This window comes from Flagellimonas maritima (assembly GCF_003269425.1).
GTDB classification, from domain to species: domain Bacteria; phylum Bacteroidota; class Bacteroidia; order Flavobacteriales; family Flavobacteriaceae; genus Flagellimonas; species Flagellimonas maritima.
Genome location: NZ_CP030104.1, coordinates 344,522 through 368,077 on the forward strand (window position 1 = coordinate 344,522; position 23,556 = coordinate 368,077).

Genomic DNA, 23,556 nt, shown 5'->3' on the forward strand with positions numbered 1-23,556 from the left:
TCGATGAATATAGGATTGTTCGGCTACGGGAGAATGGGTAAAATGATAGAGCAAATAGCACTGCATAGAGGTCATAAAATTATAGCCAAGATCGATGCGGGCACTCCTGAGATAGATTTTGATTCAATGGATGTTGCCATAGATTTCAGCACTCCAGATGCAGCTTTTAAAAATATAACGGATTGTTTTAAAAATGGAATCCCCGTAATTTCGGGTACAACGGGATGGCTGGCCAATTACGATAAAACCGTAAGCATTTGCAATGATGAAAAGGGTGCATTTATCTATGCTTCCAATTTTAGTTTGGGAGTAAATGTATTTTTTGAGTTGAATTCATATCTGGCAAAAGTAATGGCGAACCTAAATCAGTATGCTGTTTCCGTTGAGGAAATCCATCATACAAAAAAATTGGATGCTCCCAGCGGCACGGCAATAACCCTGGCAGAAGGGATTATGGAACATTCTCAGTACCAAAATTGGCAATTGAACAAAACCGATGAAGAAACTATTGGGATAACATCCAAAAGAGAAGGTTCTGTTCCGGGCACCCATACAATTTCATATGAATCTGAAATAGATTCCATCAAAATAAAGCACATCGCCCATAATCGTGAAGGTTTTGCCATGGGAGCTGTAATTGCAGCAGAATGGATCAGGGGGAAAATCGGTGTTTTTTCTATGAAAGATGTGTTAAACTTAAATTAGAACGTAACAAAAAAATAGACTGTCTGTCTTACTAATAAATTATTGCACATGAACGGTACTCAATGGATCATTTTTATTTTGATTGTACAGATCATTCATTTTCTTGGAACTTGGAAACTCTACATAAAAGCTGGCAGGAAAGCTTGGGAAGCCGCTATACCTATTTATAATGGTATTGTTTTGATGAAGATCATAAATAGACCTTGGTGGTGGGTCCTATTACTTTTTTTACCTATCATCAATTTATTGATGTTCCCCGTTGTCTGGGTAGAAACCATTAGGAGTTTTGGAAAAAACAAACTTTGGGATACCTGGCTTGTTATTCTAACCTTGGGGTTTTATATCTATTACATCAATTATTTTGAAGATGTAAAATATATAGAAGATAGAAGTTTAAAACCTAAAACAGGGCTTGGCGAATGGGTAAGTTCCATTGTTTTTGCAATCGTAGCGGCAACATTTGTGCATACTTATTTTATACAGCCCTATGTAATTCCAACGGGTTCTTTGGAACGTACGTTACGAATTGGTGATTTTCTGTTTGTAAGCAAATTTCATTATGGTGCGCGCGTACCAATGACCACCTTGGCAGCTCCCATGGTACATGATACGTTACCTGTCTTAAAAAGTAGATCTTACATAGCAGATGTAAATCCTGAAACTTACAAGTCCTCATGGAAAAATAAACTTCAATTACCCTATTTGCGCCTTCCCGGATTCAATACGGTCAAGAAAAACGATATTGTTGTCTTTAGTTTGCCTTCAGATACGCTGTACCAGTTTTTTAAAGCTGAAAAAGCGGTAAAAAAGCCAATCGATAAAAAATCCAACTACGTAAAGAGATGTGTGGGGACTCCAGGGGATTCCCTAGCTGTAATTGATGGTTTTGTCCATATCAACGGAAAAAAACTTCAGCTTTCTGATAGGGCAAAGGTAATGTATGATTATACCATTTATTCCCAAAAAGGTGTGTCCAGTAGGTTACTTGCCCAAGTTGATGCTTCAGATTACTACAGAAAATATATTACATCCAATCTGGATCAAAATCAATATAACGCACTTGCTCCCTTTGTTTTGGGCGCCAACCGCACGGATGATGGAAAGATTGAACTCGTTACGGAAGAAAAGGGAATACCAACTGATGTAATACGGCAGTTGAGACTTTCACTTACAGAAGAAAAACCGAGATCAAGAATTGCAAACCTGACCGATGAAATGGTCACCGAACTACGGAATAATAAAAGTATAGATTCCGTGGTAAGAACTAATGAGAAAAAGGGTGTTTACGGAGGTGCCTATCCCCAAAAGCCCAATCTTTATCCGTGGAACAATGATAATTTCGGGCCTATTTACATTCCCGAAGCAGGGGCCACTGTGGAAATAAATTCGAAAACAATCCCATTATATAAGAAAATCATTAGAGACTATGAGAACAACGAAGTCCAAGTAAAGGGACAAAAGGTCTACATAAATGGCCAAGAATCAAACTCGTATACCTTTCAACAAGATTATTATTGGATGATGGGAGACAACCGAGACCATTCTGAGGATGCAAGAACATGGGGATATGTGCCTGCAGACCATATTGTGGGGAAACCTGTTTTTCTTTGGATGAGCTTTGACAATTTTGATGAAGGTCTCTCAAACTGGAGACCTAGATGGGAACGTATTTTTACTACCGTTGGGGGAAGTGGAAAACCTGTATCCTATTTAATCTACTTTTTAATTGCCTTGGGCGCTTGGTTTGTGTTCGATTTTTTTAGAAAAAGAAAAAAGAAAGCGGAGTAAGCCACGCTCCGTAGTTCGTAAAATAATTCATTGAAAACATTACTACATCCTACATATTTTCCGAATATTGCCACTTTTGCAGTAATTGTACAAAAAGATTTTTTATGGGAAGCCCATGATAATTTCCAGAAGCAAACCTATAGAAATCGTTCTTATGTATCCACTGACCAAGGGAAATACATGTTGACCATACCCATTAAACATGTTGGGGCACGGGAAGGACGACAAAAATACCGTGATGTTGAAATTGATGATAGTTCCAATTGGCGAAAACAACATTGGCGAACTTTGGAAACCGCTTATAGAACATCACCTTTTTTTGAATTCTATGAAGATGATATAAAACCTTTGTTTTTTGAACCTGAGCATTTACTTTTTGACCTCAATTTAAAAACAATACACACTATTGGAGCATGTTTGGGAATTAAAATAGCCCATGAGAAAAATAATTCTTTTGAGAAAAATCCAGACATGTTCAAAGATTTAAGGAACTTGGTGAAAGCAAAGAAATCTCAGAACATTAAAATTGTTGAATATTCCCAAGTGTTTGAAGAAAGGAATGGCTTTATAGGAAATCTCAGTGTCTTGGATCTGCTTTTTAATGAAGGAACCAATGCGCTGGAATATTTGAAAAACCAATCATTGGATTTTTTAAATGCATAGATTTATTATCCATTACAGCATACATTTTATACTTCCTATACTTATTGGTCTTTTTATTGTAAAGAATAACAAGGTCAAGGTTACCCTTATTCTTCTAGCAGGTATTCTTATCGATGTGGACCATGTGTTGGCAGAACCTATTTTTGACCCCAATCGTTGTAGTATAAACTTTCATCCCCTCCATAGCTATTTTGCAATACTGATATATTGCATACTACCTTTTTTTAAAAGAACCAGAATTATTGGCCTGGCACTTATCATTCATATTATAGCGGACCTTACCGATTGCCTATTGATTTGATGTATAGCGCAAAGTAGCTGCTACAGGATAATGGTCAGATAATTTTAAATTAAAATTATTGTGGGAGATAACCTCAAAAGAAGGATCGGAAAGAATATAATCTATACGTAGTGGAAACCCGAACAAGCTGTAGCTACGTCCAAATCCGTTGCCTTTTTCCAAAAAACTATCCTGCAAATCACCTTTTACTATTCTATAGACATTTGAGAATTGGGTATTGTTGAAATCACCACAAACTATATTTTTATAAGGGCTTTTACTCATATGTGCTTCAAAAATCTTGGCCTGTTCCAATTGTTTTGAGAACGTATCCACCAATCTTTTATAATTTTTTTCTGATTCTTTTTCGGAGAATGAATCTGATGAAGGAACTATTTTGAAAGATTGCAAATGTAGATTGTAGACTCTTATCGTATCCGAGTTATATAGAATATCAGTATAAATAATATTATTTCCCGTACTGGGTAGGCTAAGTGAACCATTTTCTATAATTGGAAATTTAGAAAAAATTGCCTGTGTAGTTTTACGTCGGGAATAAGTTGTTACACTTTTATGTGGATACTGGGAAAAGTCCTCGTTTCTTTCTCTGTTATATTCTTGGATACATAGTATATCCGGGTTTTCATCTGCTATAAATTTTACGATGCTATCACCGATACCAGCCTCTTTAATCCACTCATTTTTGTTAAAGCTCCATGCATTGAAGGTCATGATTTTTAAATCAGATTCACTGGCGCTATCATCTTTCTTGGAAATACCGTAGAAAGAACCAAAAACTAAATACCCCAATAATAAAGCTGTAAAGGATAATAGAAACTTTTTTTTCTTGCTATATAGCCAGTAAAACAAAAAAATTATATTTAAAATAAACAGAAAGGGGACACCTAAACTCAGTACGGAAAGGATGGGAATAATTTGAACGCTGAAAAAAGAGAGAATACAAGTTAACAATAGCGCCAAAGCAACAATAATATTTAATCCAAATGTTAACTTGCCCAACATAACAGAAGGTTTTTTTACAAATTAATCCTCTTTTCCCGCCTTGAACAAAAAGTCTTTTTCCGCTTTGGATAAGCTCTCGTACCCAGATTTGCTGATTTTGTCCAAAATCATGTCTATTTTGCGTTGATGGGCTTCTTTATCATAGTCAACACCAGTTTTGGACTTGGATGCATTTTTTTTGTACACCGTTTTCAATGGAGCTTTTTTATTCCCGGATTTAAACAGCATTGCTATGGAATCCCTAAACTTGGTAAATCCAGAACCAATGTCAGTTCCCTTCAACAATTGTCTTGCATAAATGTAACCGAGCAATGCTCCTCCCAAATGTGCTAGCCTACCCCCAATATTTCCACCATAGGGAATTTGAATCAAATCCACCAAAACAAAAAATGCCCCTACGTACCAAAGTTTAACATTAAAAAATATGACACGCACCTCTTGATTGGGTATATAGGCACAGATAAAAATTAACACAGCCGTTACTCCCGCAGATGCTCCTATCAATGCCGTATTGGTATTCAGTAATGTTGGGAAAATATTATAGCTCAACAAGAAAACAGTTCCGCCAACGATAACACCCAAAAAATATACGTTTATAAATCTTTGAGCATCAAATAGATTTAAAAATATTCGACCTGTAAAATAGAGCATCAACATATTCCAAAAAATATGTCCGAACCCAGCATGAAAAAAAGAATACGTGATAATCGACCATGGTTGTCCAAAAAACTCCAAAAAATCTTTAGGTAACTGGAACCATTCAACAACCGAAATATCGAGAAGGGCAATACCCAAACCGCCAAGAACAAAAACCAATACGTTAAGCACTATAAGCTTTTCCGCTATGTTCAATCTGGCAAAGTTATATTGTAAATTTCCGTTCGCCATATATCAATTCCATCTGTTTTGGTTAAACTGATTCTTTTTCCAATACCACATCATAATAAATCCTATGAGCGCACCTCCTATATGAGCGAAATGTGCAATCCCCGTATTGATATTACCAATACCAAAAATCAAATCTACAGCCAATAAAAGCGGCACAAAATATTTGGCCTTAATGGGTACGGGAAGAAATATCAACATTAACTTTGCTTCTGAATACATAAAGGCAAATGCCACTAAAATTCCATAAATGGCACCAGAAGCTCCAACTGCAGGGGTTTTTAAACTTGCATGTGAATCAAAAATTGTTTGGAAATCAATATTTAATATACTAGGATTTATATTGTTATTTAATAAAAACTTTGATGCATTGTTATAAAATTTTTCACCTGAGTATTGTGTCCCAACTTGACTATCTACATTCAACATTTCATAATAAACATCGCTAGAAATATAACCGCTAAGTATATCATAACCTTCTTGTATATAATAATAATTCATTCCAGTATGTAAAAAAGCAGAGCCAAGTCCTGCTGAAAAATAAAAAAACAGAAATTTGTTTCTTCCCCAAGCTTGCTCCAATGGTGTTCCAAATGCCCACAACGCATACATATTAAAAAGAATATGCATAAAGTTGCCATGCATGAACATATGGCTAATCACCTGCCACCATTGAAAATTCTCGTTTTTGGGGAACCAAAGTGATAGCCACTGGTACATCTGATCTCCATAAACTTGAGTGGCCAAAAACAAAATAACGTTGATAATCAACAAGTGTTTAACTGCCTCGGTCAATCTACCCATCTAACTTAATTTTTTTTCAATATCCCTTTCGGAAATAATAGTGTACGTCATTTTTTGAAAAGGACTTAGACTGGGCTCCTTACACCCGAATAAATCATTTACCAAAGCCAGTTGTGATTCTTGGTTCAATAATTCTCCTGTTTTTACAGCTAGGTTTTTAGAAAGTGCCCTTGCCAATACCTCTGCTTGGGAAATTGTACTTTCCGAATATCCTTCCCTATAATCAGCTATCAGACGATCTAATACCGTGCCAATTCTACTTTCAGATAAAATCAAAGGGACACCTGTCACCTTTACAGTTTCCTGTTCCAAATTCTCAAAGGCAAAACCAATGTTTCCCAGACTATCTTTCAATTCGTTCAATGTAACCAGTTCCTGTTTTGAAAAAGAGAGTTCCAAAGGAAATAATAGTTGTTGACTTATCCCCTCTTTTACCGTAATCTCCGTTAAAAATTTTTCAAACAATATACGTTCGTGTGCCCTATTTTGATTGATGACCAACATCCCGGATTTGATAGTGCTAACAATGTATTTACGACGAAGTTGAAATGTAGTACTTGTATGTTCTTCAACATCTTCCTCTGAATAAAAGGTTCCTTGCAACAAGACATCAGACTCAATTTCAACGCTGCTAAAATTATCCGTACTTGCACCGGTATCCAAATCTTTGTAAAGATTTTCCCAGCCTTTTGCACTCACTTTTTGATAGGTATGTGATTTAACACTTTGTTCTCCAGTTTTTGCAAATGGGTTAAAAGCAGCATCGACGGTAACTTTTGGGAGTACAACACCCCTTCCTTTATAGGCATAGGGTGTATCCAAATTTGGATCGTGCTCAAAATCCAATACGGGCGCTATGTTAAATTGGCCCAAACTATGTTTTATAGTTGAACGCAATATAGCATACATCGTGTTTTCATCATCAAACTTGACCTCGGTTTTCGTAGGGTGAATATTGATATCTATACATGATGGGTCAACATCCAAATACAAAAAATAACCTGGATATACATCAGATTTTATAAGTCCCTCAAAAGCTGCGATTACGGAATGATGCAGATATGGACTTTTGATGAATCTATTGTTGGCGAAGAAAAATTGTTCTCCCCTACTCTTTTTGGCAAACTCAGGCTTGCAAATGAACCCAGATATCTTTACTACTTCCGTCTCTTCGTTCACCGGCACTAAACGATTTTCCATCTTGCTTCCAAAAACATGATTGATTCTTTGCCTATGATTTACTTGCGGAAGATTAAAAACTTCTGAACCATTATTATAAAAATGAAATTCGATGCTTGGGTGTACTAAAGCGACCCTATGAAATTCATCTGTAATGTGACGCAACTCAACTTGATTCGATTTGAGAAAATTACGACGTGCGGGAATATTAAAAAAGAGATTCTTAACAGCGATCGACGTTCCTGTCGGCGTAGCTATAGGTTCTTGGGCAACGACCTGACTCCCTTCAATTTTTAAATACGTACCAACATCAGAGTCTTCTGTTTTGGTCTGCATGTCTACATGCGCTATTGCTGCAATAGATGCTAAAGCCTCGCCCCTAAAACCTTTCGTTTTTAAATTGAATAAATCTTTTGCATCTGATATTTTGGATGTAGCATGCCGTTCAAAGGATAATCTGGCATCGGTCTCGCTCATTCCCTTACCATTGTCAACTACCTGAATCAAAGCCTTGCCACCATCTTTTATTATTAACTTTATCAAGGATGCATTGGCATCAATGGCATTTTCCAAAAGTTCCTTAACCACTGAAGCTGGTCGTTGAACAACTTCCCCTGCTGCTATTTGATTGGCAACATGGTCTGGCAAAAGTTTAATGATATCTGCCATTAGGGATTGAGGAATATTGATAAATCAAAATCTATGATGAATAGGAATAGCAGTATCAAAATGGCTACGATAATCAGGAATCTTAACTTTACGTTCTTATCGCCTTCGTTTTTCAAATCATCCACTGCGGAGGAAAACTTGTTTTTAAGTCCTCTTTGGGTATGTGCCGTACTTCTGTATTTATCTAGTTTATGTTCTATTTTAAAAGGACTGTTTTCACCTTTATAGTAGCGTGGTGAATAATTGTAACTTCTATTTTTTCTAAGTTTTAGAAAATTTCGCATTGTATCCTTTTCCGTATACCCTCAAAGGTACTTAAAATCGAAAAAACAGATGAGCAACAAGTCCCAAAAAGTGTTAACAGTCTGGAAAGTTTGATGTTCCAGTGCAAGCTCAAATACAAATTCAAAAACCAAACTCAAGTTCAAATTCAGTTAAACTATCGCAAGTTCATACTATACATTTCAAATTATGACGGATAGGGCTATTTTTAGTTTTTTGAGCCTGTGAATATATTGTACTTACATGTAAAGTTACTGCCCGCATACGAGTGGGATTGTATTTGGGTTTTGTTTTTGAATTTGTATTTACGTCCCCAAAACTGCCATTTTAATTGCAGCGATAGCAGCTTCGGTACCTTTGTTGCCATGTTTTCCACCGCTGCGGTCCAAAGCTTGTTGTAAGTTGTTATCTGTTAGGACACAGAAAATAACGGGAGTATCATACTTAACGTTCAAATCTTTTATCCCTTGTGCAGTAGCACTGCAAACAAAATCAAAATGACTGGTCTCTCCACGGATTACGCTACCTATGGCTATAACAGCATCCACATTTTGGGTGGCTAGCATTTTCTTGCATCCAAAGGTGAGCTCGTAGCTACCGGGAACATTCCAACGGATAATATTTTCCGTCAGTGCACCACAATCAACAAGTGCTTCAAAAGTGCCATTGTACAAGCCTTCTGTAATGGTTTCGTTCCATTCAGAAACAACAATCCCAAATCGAAGCGTTGCAGCGTTTGGGATTGATGATTTATCGTAAGCCGAAAGATTTTTGTTCTCTGTAGCCATTATTAAGTTTTGGCCAAACCTATGAGTACGTCTATATTGTTCGCTTCCTGTGAATTGGAAAACTCGTTCTTAATTCGTTCAAAGAAACCTAAAGCCTTTTCTTTTTGGCCTAAATCCATTGCAATGATACCTGCCTTGTATAAAAACCTTGGCGTTGTAAAGTCATTGGCATTGTGTGCTATAGCTTTTTCATAATAATCCAAGGCATCCTCTTGTTGATTCAATTGGGAAAATGCATCTCCAATACCTCCTTTAGCCATTGCGCCCAAAATAGCGTCATCAGAGGAAAAATCTTCAAGATGTGTGATTGCTTCTCCGTATTGCTGCATATTAAGATACGTCATTCCTGCTGAGTATTTTGCCAGGTTTGCCGCTTTTGTTCCTTTGTATTCTTCAATAATGTCCAAAAAACCATATTTTCCTTCAGCACCGTTCAAAGCCAGTGAAAACAGAGAATCTTTTTCGGTTTCGCTGGTCAAAGCCTGATCAAAATATTGCTGTGGATAATAAAGTTCGTTGGCAGCCGATGCTTCTTTAGGTTTTTGAATGAATTCATTATACCCTAAATAGCCAAGAACACCTATCGCAATAGCTCCAATTACGCCTAATATGTAGTTCTGGTTTTTCTGTACCCAGGCTTCAGTTTTGGAGGCTCCTTCATCCAACGAACTAAAAACTTCTGCAGTGGTACTGTTTTGTTCGTCCAACTGGGCTTCCTCAACCTTATTTTTTGGCTTAAAGCCTCGCTTTTTGTATGTTGCCATTCTTGATTTTGTTAATCGGGCAAAAATAAAGTTTTTATCCAAAACCGAAAGGTAATTTATTCGTTATTTTTGGAATCTTTAATTTGTCGTGCATCGACTAAAATCACTATGTTTCTTTAGCTTTTTATGTTTTTAAAGCACTTATCTTTAGTTAATTATAAAAATTTCTCTTCCAAGAATCTGGAATTTGACCCCATAATCAATTGTTTGGTTGGTGATAATGGTGTTGGCAAAACCAATATCTTGGATGCAATCTATCATCTTTCTTTCGGAAAAAGTTATTTTAACCCCGTTGCAACGCAAAACATTAAGCACGAAACCGATTTTTTTGTCATTGAAGGGGAGTTTGAAAAGAATGGCCGTGCCGAAAAAATCATTTGCAGTTTTAAAAAAGGATTGAAAAAGATTATCAAAAGAAATGATAAGGCCTATGAAAAATTTTCTGAGCATATCGGTTTTTTACCACTGGTTATCATTTCCCCTTCGGATAGAAATTTGATTATTGAAGGAAGTGACACACGCAGGAAGTTTATGGATGGTGTCATTTCCCAATCGGACAAGGCATATTTGCAAACACTCATTAAGTATAACAAAGTACTGATGCAGCGGAATTCGCTACTAAAATATTTTGCCGTAAACCATACGTTTGACAATGATACCTTAACTATTTATAACGAACAATTACAGGGTTTTGGAACTGAAATACACCAAAAAAGAATGGAATTCATTTCCGCTTTCGTTCCAATCTTTAAAGAGCAATATGCACATATTTCTGAGAAAGAAGAACAGATAATGCTTTCCTACGAAAGTCAACTTTCTGAGAAAAAACTATCTGAGCTTTTGGAGAGCTCAATAACTAAGGACAGGGCATTGCAATATACAAGTATGGGCATCCATAAAGATGATTTAAATTTTACCATTGATGGACATCCCATCAAAAAATTTGGAAGCCAGGGACAACAAAAAACATTTTTAATCGCTTTAAAGTTGGCGCAGTTCCATTTCATCAAAGAGCAAGCGAAAACTACACCAATACTTCTTTTGGATGATATTTTTGACAAATTGGATGAAAACAGAGTTTCCCAAATCGTAGCCTTGGTCAATAATGACAATTTCGGACAGATATTTATCAGCGACACCCACGCAGAGCGAACAGAAAATGTAGTTAAAAATATCCGCCAGACCTATAAAATATTTACCTTGTAGCATGAAGAGCGTTTTTTTGTATTTTGCATTTTTGGTAATTTGGGGATGTAACAAAACATCAATATCAAAAGATGATCTTTCTTATTTAAATGGATATTGGGAGATTGCTGAAGTGGAATTTCCTGATGGGAATAAAAAGACCTATTCTGTAAACCCGAACGTCGATTTCATTCAGATTGACCACATGGAGGGATTTCGGAAAAAGTTGCAGCCCTCTTTCAACGGTACATACAGCACTTCAAATGACAAGGAAGTTTTTAAAATAGTCCATGTAAACGAAGCGTTTACTATTCAATATAAAAAAGCCCAAAATGAGTGGGAGGAAAAATTGGTCCATTTGGATTCGATGACATTTTCCGTGATGAACGAGGAAGGAAAATTATACTCATATAAACGTTTTCAACCCATTTCAATTCCAAAATAATGGCAAAACGGCATAATTCACATCTTAATCTAAGCGATGCCCTGGGGGAGTTTATCAAAGAAAACAAGCTCCAAAAAGGTATGGATAAAGTGGATGCTAAAGATGCTTGGGTCAAACTGATGGGCAATGGGGTCAACAATTATACCACTGGTGTCGAACTCAAGAACGAAACCTTGTTCGTATCTCTTTCATCTTCGGTACTTAGGGAGGAACTAAGCTTGGGGAAAACAAAAATTATTGCCATGCTCAATGAAGAATTGGGTAAAAATTTGGTAAAGAAACTGGTTTTAAGGTAAAAAAGCCATTCAAAACGAATGGCTTTTCATTTATAAATTATATTGAAGAGCTGTCTAAAATATTTCCCTTCCGGAAAAATGGAAAGAACCTTCAATTTTTGCGTTGTCATCACTATCTGAACCGTGAACGGCATTTTCCCCAATACTTGACGCATACAATTTACGAATTGTGCCTTCTGCAGCCTCTTCAGGGTTGGTAGCACCTATTAAAGCCCTGAAATCCTCAACTGCGTTGTCTTTTTCCAATATAGCAGCTACTATGGGTCCTCTGGTCATGAATTCTACCAATTCGCCAAAGAAAGGTCGCTCTTTATGTATTTCGTAAAATTCTTGGGCGTCCCTTCTACTTAATTGTGTGTATTTCATAGCAACGATTTTAAAACCCGCAGCTGTTATTTTTTCCAAAATAGCACCAATATATCCGTTCTCAACGGCATCTGGTTTTATCATGGTAAATGTTCTATTTCCAGTCATTTTTTTGAATTTTCCGCAAACTTACGGTTTTTCGAACAACGAACAACGCTCAATAGGTTTGTTTTAGTTCTTGAAAAATACTATTGTCCTCCCCCATGATCTTTAAAGTCGCCTTTTTGTTTTCCAAATCCAGTTCTATAACACCAAAACTTTGCACCTTGGTTACATCACCTACCCGAAATTTATTGGGTTCCCCCTTATAACTGGCATAGAAATGCGTAAGTCCACTACTGGTAAAATCTATTAATGGGTATTCCATGCCCTTCAGCGTAGTTTTTGAAAATTCTGAAATATGACGATCACCGGATAAGATTATGACCCCTTTGGCACCTGATTCTGTAATCAATGAGTTGAGTTTTTCAACTTCTTTTGGAAAATTGCTCCAGCTTTCAAAACCATGCTGTCCAGATAAGAATTGGATACTTGTAACGATGAGGTTAAAATCGGCACTGGAACTTTTCAATTCTTCTTGGAGCCAGTTCCATTGTTTTTTGCCAAGAATCGTATCATCAGCATCGGTATTTAGTTTATAGCGGCGGTCAGGGTCGGGGTCCGCTTCTAAAGGGCTCCTAAAATATCTTGTGTCTAGAACAAAAATCTTAATCTGACCTTTATCGGTTTCATAAATGTGCGAAGCATATACGCCTTCTTGGTTTCTTCGTTCGCTATTTTTGGGAACCTGCATAAAATCCAAAAACTGTTGTTGGCTCTCCTTTTTCATACTGAACTCCCTTCCAGCATCGTTTAAACCATAGTCATGATCATCCCAAGTACCTATTACGGGAATCGCCTCCGTTAGCTTTTTATATCCTTCATTTTCAGTTTGTTGTGCATACATGGATTTCAGTTCGTCCATATCCTTCGTATCCGCATAAATATTATCGCCTCCCCAAATCCATACATCTGGATTTTGGTGCAAGATGTCATCCCAAAAAGGATTTGTTTCATTTTGTTTATTGCAAGAGCCAAATGCAATAGTAAAAACAGCATTTGATTCCTTTGATTCAGGCTTGGCAGGATAGGGAATATTTTGCTTGGATTTACAGGCAAAAAATGAAACAATAATAAAAGATAGAAAAAAAACATTTCTCATGAACAATGATTTTGAATACAACAAAAATAGGTTTTGTGAAGTTACCACTATATTATATTATTGTATATTTGAACGCATGAATTTAGAGGACATAAAGACGGTCAAGTCTATTCTTTCCCAACCCCAAAACATCGTAATCATACCTCATAAAAATCCTGATGGCGACGCTATCGGCTCATGTTTGGCATTACAAGCTTTTCTTACTAAAATGGGGCAAAAACCCACTGTTATTTCTCCCAACGATTTTCCAAAGTTCTTAAAGTGGATGCCTGGGAACGATGCAATTTTAAATTTTGAGAAAGAGAACTTTCAATCCCATAAATTATTGAAAGAAGCGACATTAATCTTTACGCTGGATTTCAATGATCTTTCTCGAATAGGCCAATTGGAACCCATCCTGAAGGAGAAAGAATGTACATTCATAATGATCGACCATCACCAACAGCCCAGTGAATATGCTACCGTTACCTATTCTGACGTGAGCATGAGCTCCACTTGTGAAATGGTATATAATTTTATCGATTTTTTGGAAGAACTTGATAAAATTGATGAAGCCATAGCTACGAACATCTATACAGGAATTATGACGGATACAGGTTCTTTTAAGTATAGGTCGACTTCCAGTAGAACTCACCGCGTAGTTGCAGATTTGATAGATAGAGGTGCCAACAACATGGAAATCCATCAACAGGTCTACGATACCGTCTCATCATCTCGGTTACATTTACTTGGAGTCGCTCTTAGCAACATGATAATCCTACCAGAATATAGAACTGCTTACATTACACTATCCCAAGAAGAATTGGACCTTCATGAATTTAAAAAAGGGGATACCGAAGGATTCGTAAATTATGGATTGACTTTGGAAGGAATTATTTTTGCTGTTATTTTTATCGAAAATAAGGAAGAGGGTATCATAAAAATCTCATTCAGGTCAATAGGTGATTTTTCCGTGAATGAATTTGCAAGAAAACATTTCAATGGAGGGGGTCATGACAATGCCGCTGGTGGCAGAAGTGAAGTTACTATGGAGGAAACAATACAAAACTTCAATATTATATTGAAAACATATAAAAGTCAATTGAACCCATGAGAATAGTGGTTTTCTTCTTAATCGCGATTTTATACATAAGCTGTGGGGGGCCAGAACCACGTAGACCTGTAAAAATAAAATCCGGAAGCTTTTTTAAGGAATCAGTAGAGCGGAACAAAGCGCTGCTGGCGGTAGAAGAAAAACTGATACAGGAAATTATCCAGAAAGATTCTGCCAACACCTATTTGGCAAGTCCTAGTGGGTTTTCATATTTTTTTGAAATCAATAATGATACGGCCACTTATTATCCAAGAACAAATGACCAAATATTGTTTTCCTACAATCTTGTTACCTTAGACAACGACACTATATATTCTATGCAGGATTTGGGTCCTATTTCCTACGTAATCGACAAGGAACAATTGTTCTCGGGGCTTCAGAATGCGGTCAAATTGCTTAAAATAAACGAGAGGGCCACATTCTTGTTTCCTTCATTACAAGCATATGGTTATCATGGGGACGGAGATAAGATAGGTCCTAGGACTCCTTTAAAATCTACTATAGAATTACATACAATACTTATAAATCAAGACAGTTTAAATTTAAAATCTGAATTACAATGAAACAATCACTTGTTTTAATTACACTATGTGTTATAGTTCTCCTGGGATGCAAATCAGGAAAATATGCCGATCTGGGAGATGGTATTTTTGCCGATATTCAAACGAGCATGGGCGATGTTATCGTAAAATTGGAACACGAAAAGACCCCGGTCACGGTAGCAAATTTTGTATCACTTGCTGAAGGAAACAGTCCTTTTGTAAGTGACAGTTTAAAAGATAAAAAATATTATGACGGCCTTATTTTTCATAGGATTATTAAGGATTTTATGATTCAAGGTGGAGATCCTACGGGAACAGGGAGTGGAAACCCAGGCTATAAGTTCAAGGATGAATTCCATGATTCACTTTCACATTCAAAGAAAGGTATGTTGTCCATGGCCAATTCTGGACCAAAGACCAATGGCAGCCAATTTTTCATTACGCACAAAGCCACCCCTTGGCTCGATAGAAGACATACCGTATTTGGCGAGGTGGTCAACGGAATGGACGTAGTGGATACACTTGCCACTGTAGAAACTCTAGAAAGGGACAAGCCAAAAGTAGATGTCGTCATGAATAAGGTTGAAATAATCAGGAATGGTAAAGAAGCCAAAAAATTTGATGCTGTTCAAATCATGACGGATTATTTTAAAGAAGAGGAGGCTGTAGTTGCGGCTTTTGAAAAAATGAAAACAGAACTCATAGCAGAATTTGAAAAGCAGAAAGAAGCTGCTGAAGAGACCGATTCTGGATTAAAAATCTATACGTTGGTTGAAGGGGACGGTGAAGAACCAAAAGTTGGTCAAAAAGTTCTTGTCAACTACGCGGGCTGGTTACCAAATGGTGATTTGTTCGATAGTAATAGAGAAGAAATGGCAAAAAAGTACAACATGTATGACGACAGAAGAATGCAAGGTGGCGGTTATGCACCAGTTCCCATGGAATACAGTCCAGAAGCACGCTTGATTCCAGGATTTAAGGAAGGGCTACAAGCGATGAAAGTTGGTGACAAAGTACGTTTGTTCATTCCACCGCATTTGGGATATGGAGCTCAAGGAGGAGGCCCTATCCCTCCAAATTCCGATTTAATTTTCGACTTGGAGATTACCGGAATACAATAACAATACAAAAAGATAGAACAAAACAGGCCGTCTAAAAAGGTATATTTTATACAGCCTCTTTTTTAGTCTAAAGTATGGCTAAGACATCTTTGGACATTGGTCACTTAAGATATAAGAGCTAGATTAGAAGCATTCATAAGCCTCACCGTTTTAATGGGACAAAAAGTCAAAACGATAATTGCAATTGCTCTTCCCCTTCAAGTAATTTTGGTCAAATGGCTCGCAAACTATCCTGGACTTGTAGAGGAATATTATAGCAATGGAATATATCCTTACATCTCACAATTTTTGAGAATCCTTTTTGGATGGGTTCCTTTCTCTGTAGGAGACATTTTCTATACACTTTTGGCCTTTTTAGCTTTAAGGTACATTTACAAAAACCACAGGTTTATCAGAAAAAGACCGCTGCAATTTCTAAAAGATATTGTTGTGGTATTGTCTATCGCATATTTCACATTTCACTTATTTTGGGGGCTAAACTACTATCGCCAACCTATAACATGGAAATTACAGATTGAAAAAGAATACACGATGGAAGAATTGGTTTCCATCAATGAATATTTGATAGAAAAGGTAAATAAATATCAAGTTCAGATAACAAGAGATACAACGAACATGGTGAAAATTCCATATTCCAGAAAAGAAATATTCAAAAGGACCAAAGAAGGGTATTCCAATTTAAGCAGGCATTACCCTGATTTCGAATACAATACTTCAAGTCTGAAAGCTTCATTATACAGTCTACCACTCACCTATATGGGATATGGCGGTTACTTGAACCCTTTTTCCAATGAAGCACAAGTAAATGGGTTAATGCCGGCTTCTCGATTGCCTACGGTAAGTGGTCACGAAGTAGGTCATCAATTGGGGTATTCCGCAGAAGATGCCACCAACCTTATTGGCTTTTTGGTCACTATAAAAAATGATGATATCTATTTTAAACATACTGCCTACTCACATGCCCTGGGATATTGCCTATCGGATTTATTAAGAAAAGATGAGGTAAAGTTCAGGGAACTCTTTGAAAAACTTAACCCGGGAGTCAAGAAGAATTTTAAGGAAATATCCGAATTTTGGGAGCAATATGCCAATCCATTAGAACCAGTTTTCAAGTCGGTTTTCAGTGCTTTTCTAAAAGCGAACAATCAACAGGAAGGTATCCAAAGTTATAACTCTGTAGTAGGTCTTGTCATTAATTATCACGAAAAGTACGGTTTCTAAAATCCAGTTTGTACAATACCCTTACTTCCGCTACCTTTAAACAGACTAATCCAATACTCGAACATATGAAAATGAAACTTCTGGCACTCGCGCTGCTTTTGGGCGGTTTTTCTTTGTTTGCACAAGATTATTTTCCCAAAAATGACGGTGTAAAAGCAAAGAACAACAATTACAGGGCGTTTACAAATGCCAAAATATACGTTACCCCTAACCAAATCTTTGAGAACGCTACATTGCTTATACAAAATGGCAAAGTGGTTCAAGTAGGGAAGAATATTTCAATTCCGAAAAATGCGATTACGGAAGATTTACAAGGAAAATATATTTATCCGTCTTTTATCGATGTGTTTTCCGGGTTTGGTGTAAAGATGCCGGAAAAAGCAAAAAGTGACGGAAGATCGGCACAATATGGCCCTTCAAGAGAAGGATTCTATTGGAACGATCATGTGATGCCGGAGAACAATGCAATATCCAATTTTAGCTACGATAAGAAAAAAGCCGGAGAATTGCGAAAACTTGGCTTTGGGGTGGTCAATTCACACATTCAAGATGGAATAGTTAGAGGCACGGGTGTATTGGTAGCCCTTAATGATGAAGGAAACGAATCCAGACGAATATTGGAAGACAAGTCTGCACAGTATTTTTCTTTTAAAAAAAGTATTGCCAAAAATCAATCTTATCCGACATCATTGATGGGTGCGACCGCATTGCTAAGACAACTATATTACGATATGGATTGGTACAGCAAGGGCGACGGAGATACCAAAGACCGTTCCTTGGAAGCTCTTATTGAGAATAAAAATATGATGCAGATATTTTCTGCTGGGAATAATGGAAATGTACTTAGAGCCGATAAAATTGGGGATAAATTCGGGATTCAGTACGCTATTCTTGCAGGAGGAGATGAATACGAGTTTATCGACGATGTCAAAGCTACAAATGCCAAACTAATCGTTCCTATCAATTTTCCCAAAGCTTACGATGTCTCAAACCCGTACGAAGCACATTATGTGTCCTTGAAAGATATGCGGCATTGGAATTTGGCACCTACCAATCCAAAAGTACTGCAAGAAAATGCAGTTCAATTTGCGCTCACTTTGCACAATTTAAAATCCCCGTCGGAGTTTACATCAAAATTGATGAAGGCCATAAGCTATGGTCTTTCTAAAACCAGAGCATTGGAAGCGTTGACCACGGTTCCTGCGGGCATACTTGGTAAATCCAATAAAATTGGTTCTTTGCAAGCTGGTAGAGAGGCAAACTTTTTGATTACTTCAGGAGACATTTTTGAGAAGGGGAATACGCTATATGAGAATTGGGTGCAAGGTTCAAAAAACGTTATCAATTCCAAGGACCAGAAGGATATTCGGGGGGAATACAACTTTGCCATTAACGGAAATACCTACGATGTTTCAATAACCGGTGAAATCAGTAAACCAAAGGTTACCGTTAAAGCAGATACTGTAAAGCTTAATTCTAAAATTGATTATAACAAGGATTGGTTGAATTTGTCTTTTTCAACCAAAGAGGGAGAATCATATCGATTGATTTCCTTGGTTGGTAAGGATTCACAAAATATCAATGGAAAAATTGTGCTTCCAAGTGGCAAGGAATCATCCATTGGTCTTCGCAAAATCTCATCCTTTGAAGAAAAAGCGAAAGAAGATGCCAAAAATAATGTTCCTGAATTAGTATCGCTCTCTTATCCCAATGTGGGTTATGGCTACAAAACAAAGCCGAAGCAGGAAAATTTCCTCTTTAAAAATGCAACAGTTTGGACAGGAGAGACCATTCTGGAGAATACCGATGTGTTAGTTAAAGATGGAAAAATCTCCAAAATTGGTAAAGACCTTAGTGCAGGAAGTACTAAAACTATAGATGCGACCAATAAACATTTAACTGCTGGTATTATAGACGAGCACTCCCACATTGCGGCATTGGCAATCAACGAAGCAGGTCATAATTCGACCGCCGAAGTAAAGATGACCGACGTAGTAGACCCAAAGGATATGGATATCTACAGAAATCTTGCAGGTGGTGTCACTGCGCTTCAATTGCTCCATGGATCGGCAAATCCCATTGGTGGACGTTCGGCCATATTGCGCTTAAAATGGGGAGAAAATGCAGACGGACTTATTTTTGAGAACCAACCCAAATTTATCAAGTTTGCTTTGGGTGAAAATGTAAAACAATCCAATTGGCAGAGCTTCTCAAGATTCCCACAAACGAGAATGGGCGTGGAACAGGTTTTTGTTGACTATTTTCAAAGGGCAAAGGAATACGATGCCAAGAAGAAAAGCGGCCAACCATATCGATATGACGAAGAACTGGAAACCCTTGCCGAAATCTTGAACGCGGAACGATTTATCAGTTGTCATTCCTATGTACAGAGCGAGATAAATATGTTGATGAAAGTCGCTGAAAAGTTCGATTTTACCGTAAACACCTTTACCCACATCCTGGAAGGCTACAAAGTAGCTGATAAAATGGCGGAACATGGCGTTGGCGGTTCTACCTTCAGCGATTGGTGGGCCTATAAATATGAAGTGAATGACGCTATACCCTACAATGCGGCAATAATGGCCAGCCAGGGGGTTACCGTTGCCATAAACAGTGATGATGCAGAAATGTCCAGAAGATTAAATCAAGAGGCCGGCAAAATAGTTAAATATGGTGGTATGTCAGAAATTGAAGCATGGAAAACCGTAACACTGAATCCTGCCAAATTACTCCATATAGATAACAGGGTGGGAAGCATAGAAGTTGGTAAGGATGCCGACATTGTCCTCTGGAACTACCATCCACTTTCCGTATATGCAAAAGCAGAAAAAACACTGATTGAAGGAGCAGTTTATTTTGATTTGGAAAAAGACAAAATGCTACGCGAGTCGGCGAAACAGGAACGAAGCAAACTGATCAATTTGATGCTGAACGAAAAAAAGAACGGAAAAAAGATGCAAGGCCCACAACAAAATAAAAAAATCAGGTTTCACTGCGACAGCCTCTAAAACCATAAAAGATGAAAAAGACGATAACATTACTATTGATTTTAGGGCTATTGAGCAATTTAAACATACTGGCCCAACAGACCCCTGCCCCTAAGCAATCTGAAGCGATTACGATTACGGGAGCAACCGCACATATTGGTGATGGCACAATAAAGGAAAACTGCACCCTAATCTTTGAAAGTGGAAAAATTACTGCCATTGGTGGTTCTGAAACAGAGAGCAAAGGTCAAATTATCGATGCCAATGGAAAGCATATCTATCCGGGCTTTATAGCACCAGGAAAATCTTTGGGTTTAGTTGAGGTAAATGCCGTTAGGGCAAGTAACGACCAAGATGAAATTGGCGATATAATTCCACATATACGAAGTATTATTGCATATAATGCTGAATCTAAAGTTGTAGAGAGTATGCGGCCCAATGGTGTACTGCTCGCTCAAATTGCCCCAAAAGGAGGTAGAATTTCAGGTACATCGTCCATTGTCCAGTTTGATGCTTGGAATTGGGAAGATGCAGCGGTGAAAACCGATGATGGCATCCACTTGAACTGGCCAACACTTTTTAGAAATGGCAGATGGTGGATGGGAGAGCCCAGAGGTTTTATTCCAAACAAGGATTATGATAAACAAGTGAGCGAGGTAAAAACGTTTATGCAGAACGCAAGTGCATATGGAAAAGGCACTTCCGATGAAATCAATGCCCCTTTTGCTGCAATGCAAGGTTTGTTCAATGGTTCAAAACACCTATACATCTATGCCGATGGTGAAAAGGAAATGATGGACGCCATTACAAATGCAAAAGAATCCGGAGTGGAAAAAATAGTGCTTGTCGGGGGATACCACGCACATAAAATCATTGACTTTTTAAAAACAAACAGTATTCCAGTTTTGGTAAACTTTACCCATACACTTCCAAAATTTGATGATGATGATTATGATCTCACATACAAATTGCCCAAACTTTTAATGGACGAAGGACTCACTGTGGGACTTCAAAACGCCTCGGCCTCGAACTTTCAGACCAGGAACCTTCCATTTTATGCAGGTCAGGTTGTAGCGCAAGGATTGGAAAAAGAAAAAGCACTTCAACTGATAACTGGAAACAATGCCAAAATATTAGGAATAGATGCGGATTACGGCACTTTGGAAGTAGGTAAAAGTGCAACATTGTTCATTTCTGAAGGCGATGCTTTGGATATGCGGACCAACCAACTTTCCAGAGCTTTTATTGATGGACGGGATATTTCCCTGGAAACACATCAAACTGAATTATGGAAACGCTATATGGGCAAGTACGAAGGGAAATAGTACCGTACAAATTCTGTACGCAATACACTTTGAGCTTTTTGAAGTTTGACTTAAAAATATGGATCAAATAATAGCTAAAGCTATCGATTAAAAAAGAGGATTTTATCTTCTTCAAAAGAGATATTAAAAGTGTACGATATCAGTTCGAGCGCAGTCGAGAACCTTTAAATGAAAATACAGCATATCTCGACTGCGCTCGATATGACAGAAGCCAACTGTAATCAAAAAGGTACAAGTCATTAAAGTCCAGCTCACCTATCAACTTATCAATTTTTTTTCACCTCTACAAACTTTGCACCTTCAGGTTTTGCATAAAAACTATCCGGTTTAGAAACAACACTTAATGAAACATTCTCAAAAGCAAGCTTGTTACTGGCATCCAAAATTTTTCCATCTTCCAAATTGTACCAAGTAATTGACTTTGGCAGAACCAAGCCTTCAACAGTTTGCCAATCATCATATCGAATCCATTTGATATTATCCGATGCCTCGCCCGAGCGATAGGTGACGGTGTATCCCAACCACTCTATCTGGTAATTATCAGGATTGTAATGAATAAAATACTCGTCTTTGGAAGATGCCCCCACCCCAGATTCATAAGAAATTCGAATACCAGGATAGGCTTTATCCCCATATATCAAATTCTCCGTTTCGGAATAGATTATGCCATCATCTGCCAAAACAAAGGGCATCGCGTAAAAATAGAACATAAGATTATGGTAAAAACCCGCATCTCCCCTATAGATGTTTTCATCATCCAAAAGCCAAACTTCTTTACCATCAAAACCAAGTGAAAAATTTTCTGCATCTACTCTATCCTTCCTTGACCATAGATCAATGGTGTGGGTTTCCGTAAAATCCGTTTTAGGTAAGTCATACGTTAACGTCTGCTGATTTTTCCAGGCTTCCAATCCTCGATGAGCCATAAAAACTTTTTCCAAAGCTTCAGGAAACTTCTTTTTGGCTTCAACGGACACCTCTTCGGCACGATCTTTTGTATCTTCTTTTTTCGGATTGGGTTTACACGCGACAATTGCAATCGCCAAGAATAGGATAGTTATTTTATTCATGAGTTTGTAGTTTACACCTTCGTCGGAAATATCTTTTTGGGATTACAAGAATATGTATTTTTGATATGTGATAGAAAGCAAAATAATTAGCAGTGTTCAAAATCCTTTGGTAAAAAAAGTATTGGCGTTAAAGGAAAAATCCCGCGAAAGGAAAAAAACCGGACTTTTTGTTGTGGAAGGCCGGCGTGAAATTGAACTTGCGCAAAAGGGGGGGTATAAGTTGAATACCCTTCTCTATTGTGAAGAAATTTTAGGTGATTTCAATACTCTTAAAATTTCTGACAAGCAATCAATTGAGCTTGTTCAGATATCCAAGTCTGTTTACGAAAAACTTGCCTATCGCAAGACTACCGAAGGGATTTTGGCAATTGCTAAAAGTAAATCACATTCTTTGGACGCTATTCATTTTAAAAATAAAAATCCGTTGATTCTGGTTGCGGAGGCCCCTGAAAAACCAGGTAACATAGGTGCTTTATTGAGAACAGCAGATGCAGCAGCGGTAGATGCCGTACTGATTGCCAATCCCAAATCTGATGTCTACAACCCGAACATTATACGCTCCAGCGTAGGTGGTTTGTTCACAAACCAAATTGGAATGGGCTCTACGGAAGAAATTGTTCATTTTTTAAAGAAAAAAAAAGTCAAGATATACTGTGCCGCATTAACAGCTTCAAAAAAATACATGGATTGTAATTTTAAGTCTTCCTCTGCAATAGTAGTGGGTACCGAAGCGTTAGGTTTATCAGAACTATGGCTCCAAAATTCCGACCAAAACATCATCATACCGATGGAAGGTGAAATCGATTCCATGAATGTTTCCGTATCGGCGGCAATACTTATATTTGAGGCCAAGCGGCAACGTGTACAATAGCCT

Annotated in this window: 24 protein-coding genes; 14 read left to right on the forward strand and 10 right to left on the reverse strand. The window is 37.5% G+C overall.

Annotation, left to right across the window (positions count from 1 at the left end):
- The first annotated feature begins 3 nt into the window (after positions 1-3).
- From dapB to HME9304_RS01485, 4 genes are read left to right on the forward strand one after another with little or no spacing between them, the layout of a single operon-like run.
- A complete protein-coding gene (gene dapB, locus HME9304_RS01470) occupies positions 4-705 on the forward strand; it encodes a 4-hydroxy-tetrahydrodipicolinate reductase (protein WP_112376904.1) in 702 nt (233 codons plus the stop codon).
- A gap of 48 nt (positions 706-753) precedes the next feature.
- On the forward strand, positions 754-2,493 hold the full coding sequence (lepB, locus tag HME9304_RS01475; RefSeq protein ID WP_112376905.1) for a signal peptidase I: 1,740 nt from the start codon (positions 754-756) through the stop codon (positions 2,491-2,493).
- Positions 2,494-2,523: 30 nt separating this feature from the next.
- Positions 2,524-3,156, forward strand: coding sequence for a WbqC family protein (locus HME9304_RS01480; protein WP_112376906.1), 633 nt, complete (start codon positions 2,524-2,526; stop codon positions 3,154-3,156).
- Positions 3,149-3,457: a DUF6122 family protein gene (locus HME9304_RS01485; RefSeq protein ID WP_112376907.1), complete on the forward strand. Its 309-nt coding sequence runs from the start codon at positions 3,149-3,151 to the stop codon at positions 3,455-3,457. The genes HME9304_RS01480 and HME9304_RS01485 overlap by 8 nt, the downstream gene beginning before the upstream one ends.
- On the opposite strand, the gene HME9304_RS01490 is transcribed toward HME9304_RS01485, so the two are convergent.
- From HME9304_RS01490 to HME9304_RS01520, 7 genes are all read right to left on the reverse strand, one after another.
- Positions 3,446-4,306, reverse strand: a complete 861-nt coding sequence (locus HME9304_RS01490; RefSeq protein ID WP_164674706.1) for an endonuclease/exonuclease/phosphatase family protein — start codon at positions 4,304-4,306, stop codon at positions 3,446-3,448. The two genes, HME9304_RS01485 and HME9304_RS01490, sit on opposite strands and share 12 nt — an antisense overlap.
- A gap of 174 nt (positions 4,307-4,480) precedes the next feature.
- Positions 4,481-5,347 carry a rhomboid family intramembrane serine protease gene (locus HME9304_RS01495; protein ID WP_112376909.1) on the reverse strand — a complete coding sequence of 289 codons (867 nt, stop codon included), beginning with the start codon at positions 5,345-5,347 and terminating at the stop codon, positions 4,481-4,483.
- Between the two features lie 3 nt (positions 5,348-5,350).
- Complete coding sequence (locus HME9304_RS01500) at positions 5,351-6,148, reverse strand: rhomboid family intramembrane serine protease (RefSeq protein ID WP_112376910.1); 798 nt, start codon at positions 6,146-6,148, stop codon at positions 5,351-5,353.
- Positions 6,149-7,996 carry a DNA mismatch repair endonuclease MutL gene (mutL, locus tag HME9304_RS01505; RefSeq protein WP_112376911.1) on the reverse strand — a complete coding sequence of 616 codons (1,848 nt, stop codon included), beginning with the start codon at positions 7,994-7,996 and terminating at the stop codon, positions 6,149-6,151.
- Entirely contained in the window at positions 7,996-8,280 is a 285-nt protein-coding gene (locus HME9304_RS01510) for a riboflavin synthase subunit beta (protein WP_112376912.1), read from the reverse strand. Before HME9304_RS01510 ends, mutL begins: the two co-directional genes overlap by 1 nt.
- A 303-nt stretch (positions 8,281-8,583) precedes the next feature.
- The gene (ribH, locus tag HME9304_RS01515) at positions 8,584-9,066 is read right to left on the reverse strand and encodes a 6,7-dimethyl-8-ribityllumazine synthase (protein ID WP_112376913.1); all 483 of its coding nucleotides are present in this window, start codon (positions 9,064-9,066) and stop codon (positions 8,584-8,586) included.
- A 2-nt stretch (positions 9,067-9,068) separates the two neighbouring features.
- The gene (locus tag HME9304_RS01520) at positions 9,069-9,830 is read right to left on the reverse strand and encodes a tetratricopeptide repeat protein (protein WP_112376914.1); all 762 of its coding nucleotides are present in this window, start codon (positions 9,828-9,830) and stop codon (positions 9,069-9,071) included.
- Between the two features lie 126 nt (positions 9,831-9,956).
- On the opposite strand from HME9304_RS01520, the gene recF reads away from it, so the two are divergent.
- The 3 genes from recF to HME9304_RS01535 are packed head-to-tail and all read left to right on the forward strand — an operon-like array spanning position 9,957 to position 11,756.
- A complete protein-coding gene (gene recF / locus HME9304_RS01525) occupies positions 9,957-11,036 on the forward strand; it encodes a DNA replication/repair protein RecF (RefSeq protein WP_112376915.1) in 1,080 nt (359 codons plus the stop codon).
- Between the two features lies 1 nt (position 11,037).
- Positions 11,038-11,460 carry a hypothetical protein gene (locus HME9304_RS01530; RefSeq protein ID WP_112376916.1) on the forward strand — a complete coding sequence of 141 codons (423 nt, stop codon included), beginning with the start codon at positions 11,038-11,040 and terminating at the stop codon, positions 11,458-11,460.
- Complete coding sequence (locus HME9304_RS01535; protein WP_112376917.1) at positions 11,460-11,756, forward strand: DciA family protein; 297 nt, start codon at positions 11,460-11,462, stop codon at positions 11,754-11,756. The genes HME9304_RS01530 and HME9304_RS01535 overlap by 1 nt, the downstream gene beginning before the upstream one ends.
- A gap of 54 nt (positions 11,757-11,810) precedes the next feature.
- Here the strand turns inward: HME9304_RS01535 and HME9304_RS01540 are convergent, their stop codons facing one another.
- Together HME9304_RS01540 and HME9304_RS01545 are read right to left on the reverse strand one after the other, a co-directional pair.
- Positions 11,811-12,230, reverse strand: a complete 420-nt coding sequence (locus HME9304_RS01540) for a nucleoside-diphosphate kinase (protein ID WP_112376918.1) — start codon at positions 12,228-12,230, stop codon at positions 11,811-11,813.
- 49 nt (positions 12,231-12,279) lie between these two features.
- Positions 12,280-13,323 (reverse strand): alkaline phosphatase D family protein, encoded by a 1,044-nt coding sequence (locus HME9304_RS01545; protein ID WP_112376919.1) that lies wholly within the window; start codon positions 13,321-13,323, stop codon positions 12,280-12,282.
- 76 nt (positions 13,324-13,399) lie between these two features.
- Between HME9304_RS01545 and HME9304_RS01550 the strand changes: the two genes are divergently transcribed.
- The 6 genes from HME9304_RS01550 (at position 13,400) to HME9304_RS01575 (ending at position 21,612) form a co-directional block, all read left to right on the forward strand.
- Entirely contained in the window at positions 13,400-14,416 is a 1,017-nt protein-coding gene (locus HME9304_RS01550) for a DHH family phosphoesterase (RefSeq protein ID WP_112379691.1), read from the forward strand.
- Entirely contained in the window at positions 14,413-14,979 is a 567-nt protein-coding gene (gldI, locus tag HME9304_RS01555) for a gliding motility-associated peptidyl-prolyl isomerase GldI (protein ID WP_112376920.1), read from the forward strand. Before HME9304_RS01550 ends, gldI begins: the two co-directional genes overlap by 4 nt.
- Positions 14,976-16,079: a peptidylprolyl isomerase gene (locus tag HME9304_RS01560; protein WP_112376921.1), complete on the forward strand. Its 1,104-nt coding sequence runs from the start codon at positions 14,976-14,978 to the stop codon at positions 16,077-16,079. Before gldI ends, HME9304_RS01560 begins: the two co-directional genes overlap by 4 nt.
- Positions 16,080-16,232: 153 nt before the next feature.
- A complete protein-coding gene (locus tag HME9304_RS01565) occupies positions 16,233-17,300 on the forward strand; it encodes a DUF3810 domain-containing protein (protein WP_112376922.1) in 1,068 nt (355 codons plus the stop codon).
- Positions 17,301-17,365: 65 nt separating this feature from the next.
- Positions 17,366-20,308 (forward strand): amidohydrolase family protein, encoded by a 2,943-nt coding sequence (locus HME9304_RS01570; RefSeq protein WP_112376923.1) that lies wholly within the window; start codon positions 17,366-17,368, stop codon positions 20,306-20,308.
- 11 nt (positions 20,309-20,319) lie between these two features.
- The gene (locus HME9304_RS01575; protein ID WP_112376924.1) at positions 20,320-21,612 is read left to right on the forward strand and encodes an amidohydrolase family protein; all 1,293 of its coding nucleotides are present in this window, start codon (positions 20,320-20,322) and stop codon (positions 21,610-21,612) included.
- Positions 21,613-21,878: 266 nt separating this feature from the next.
- Here HME9304_RS01575 and HME9304_RS01580 read toward each other — a convergent pair whose 3' ends face one another.
- The gene (locus HME9304_RS01580; protein ID WP_112376925.1) at positions 21,879-22,682 is read right to left on the reverse strand and encodes a DUF6503 family protein; all 804 of its coding nucleotides are present in this window, start codon (positions 22,680-22,682) and stop codon (positions 21,879-21,881) included.
- Positions 22,683-22,788: 106 nt separating this feature from the next.
- Here HME9304_RS01580 and HME9304_RS01585 point away from each other — a divergent pair, with 106 nt between their 5' ends.
- Positions 22,789-23,553 (forward strand): TrmH family RNA methyltransferase, encoded by a 765-nt coding sequence (locus HME9304_RS01585; protein WP_239023370.1) that lies wholly within the window; start codon positions 22,789-22,791, stop codon positions 23,551-23,553.
- Positions 23,554-23,556: the final 3 nt, after the last annotated feature.

What these genes read in the sequence shown, in the direction of transcription:
- dapB (WP_112376904.1), top strand. Translation starts at nt 4, where the DNA reads ATGAATATAGGATTGTTCGGCTACGGGAGAATGGGTAAAATGATAGAG.
- lepB (WP_112376905.1), top strand. Translation starts at nt 754, where the DNA reads ATGAACGGTACTCAATGGATCATTTTTATTTTGATTGTACAGATCATT.
- HME9304_RS01485 (WP_112376907.1), top strand. Translation starts at nt 3,149, where the DNA reads ATGCATAGATTTATTATCCATTACAGCATACATTTTATACTTCCTATA.
- HME9304_RS01495 (WP_112376909.1), bottom strand. Translation starts at nt 5,347, where the DNA reads ATGGCGAACGGAAATTTACAATATAACTTTGCCAGATTGAACATAGCG.
- HME9304_RS01500 (WP_112376910.1), bottom strand. Translation starts at nt 6,148, where the DNA reads ATGGGTAGATTGACCGAGGCAGTTAAACACTTGTTGATTATCAACGTT.
- mutL (WP_112376911.1), bottom strand. Translation starts at nt 7,996, where the DNA reads ATGGCAGATATCATTAAACTTTTGCCAGACCATGTTGCCAATCAAATA.
- HME9304_RS01510 (WP_112376912.1), bottom strand. Translation starts at nt 8,280, where the DNA reads ATGCGAAATTTTCTAAAACTTAGAAAAAATAGAAGTTACAATTATTCA.
- ribH (WP_112376913.1), bottom strand. Translation starts at nt 9,066, where the DNA reads ATGGCTACAGAGAACAAAAATCTTTCGGCTTACGATAAATCATCAATC.
- HME9304_RS01520 (WP_112376914.1), bottom strand. Translation starts at nt 9,830, where the DNA reads ATGGCAACATACAAAAAGCGAGGCTTTAAGCCAAAAAATAAGGTTGAG.
- recF (WP_112376915.1), top strand. Translation starts at nt 9,957, where the DNA reads ATGTTTTTAAAGCACTTATCTTTAGTTAATTATAAAAATTTCTCTTCC.
- HME9304_RS01530 (WP_112376916.1), top strand. Translation starts at nt 11,038, where the DNA reads ATGAAGAGCGTTTTTTTGTATTTTGCATTTTTGGTAATTTGGGGATGT.
- HME9304_RS01535 (WP_112376917.1), top strand. Translation starts at nt 11,460, where the DNA reads ATGGCAAAACGGCATAATTCACATCTTAATCTAAGCGATGCCCTGGGG.
- HME9304_RS01540 (WP_112376918.1), bottom strand. Translation starts at nt 12,230, where the DNA reads ATGACTGGAAATAGAACATTTACCATGATAAAACCAGATGCCGTTGAG.
- HME9304_RS01545 (WP_112376919.1), bottom strand. Translation starts at nt 13,323, where the DNA reads ATGAGAAATGTTTTTTTTCTATCTTTTATTATTGTTTCATTTTTTGCC.
- HME9304_RS01550 (WP_112379691.1), top strand. Translation starts at nt 13,400, where the DNA reads ATGAATTTAGAGGACATAAAGACGGTCAAGTCTATTCTTTCCCAACCC.
- gldI (WP_112376920.1), top strand. Translation starts at nt 14,413, where the DNA reads ATGAGAATAGTGGTTTTCTTCTTAATCGCGATTTTATACATAAGCTGT.
- HME9304_RS01560 (WP_112376921.1), top strand. Translation starts at nt 14,976, where the DNA reads ATGAAACAATCACTTGTTTTAATTACACTATGTGTTATAGTTCTCCTG.
- HME9304_RS01565 (WP_112376922.1), top strand. Translation starts at nt 16,233, where the DNA reads ATGGGACAAAAAGTCAAAACGATAATTGCAATTGCTCTTCCCCTTCAA.
- HME9304_RS01570 (WP_112376923.1), top strand. Translation starts at nt 17,366, where the DNA reads ATGAAAATGAAACTTCTGGCACTCGCGCTGCTTTTGGGCGGTTTTTCT.
- HME9304_RS01575 (WP_112376924.1), top strand. Translation starts at nt 20,320, where the DNA reads ATGAAAAAGACGATAACATTACTATTGATTTTAGGGCTATTGAGCAAT.
- HME9304_RS01580 (WP_112376925.1), bottom strand. Translation starts at nt 22,682, where the DNA reads ATGAATAAAATAACTATCCTATTCTTGGCGATTGCAATTGTCGCGTGT.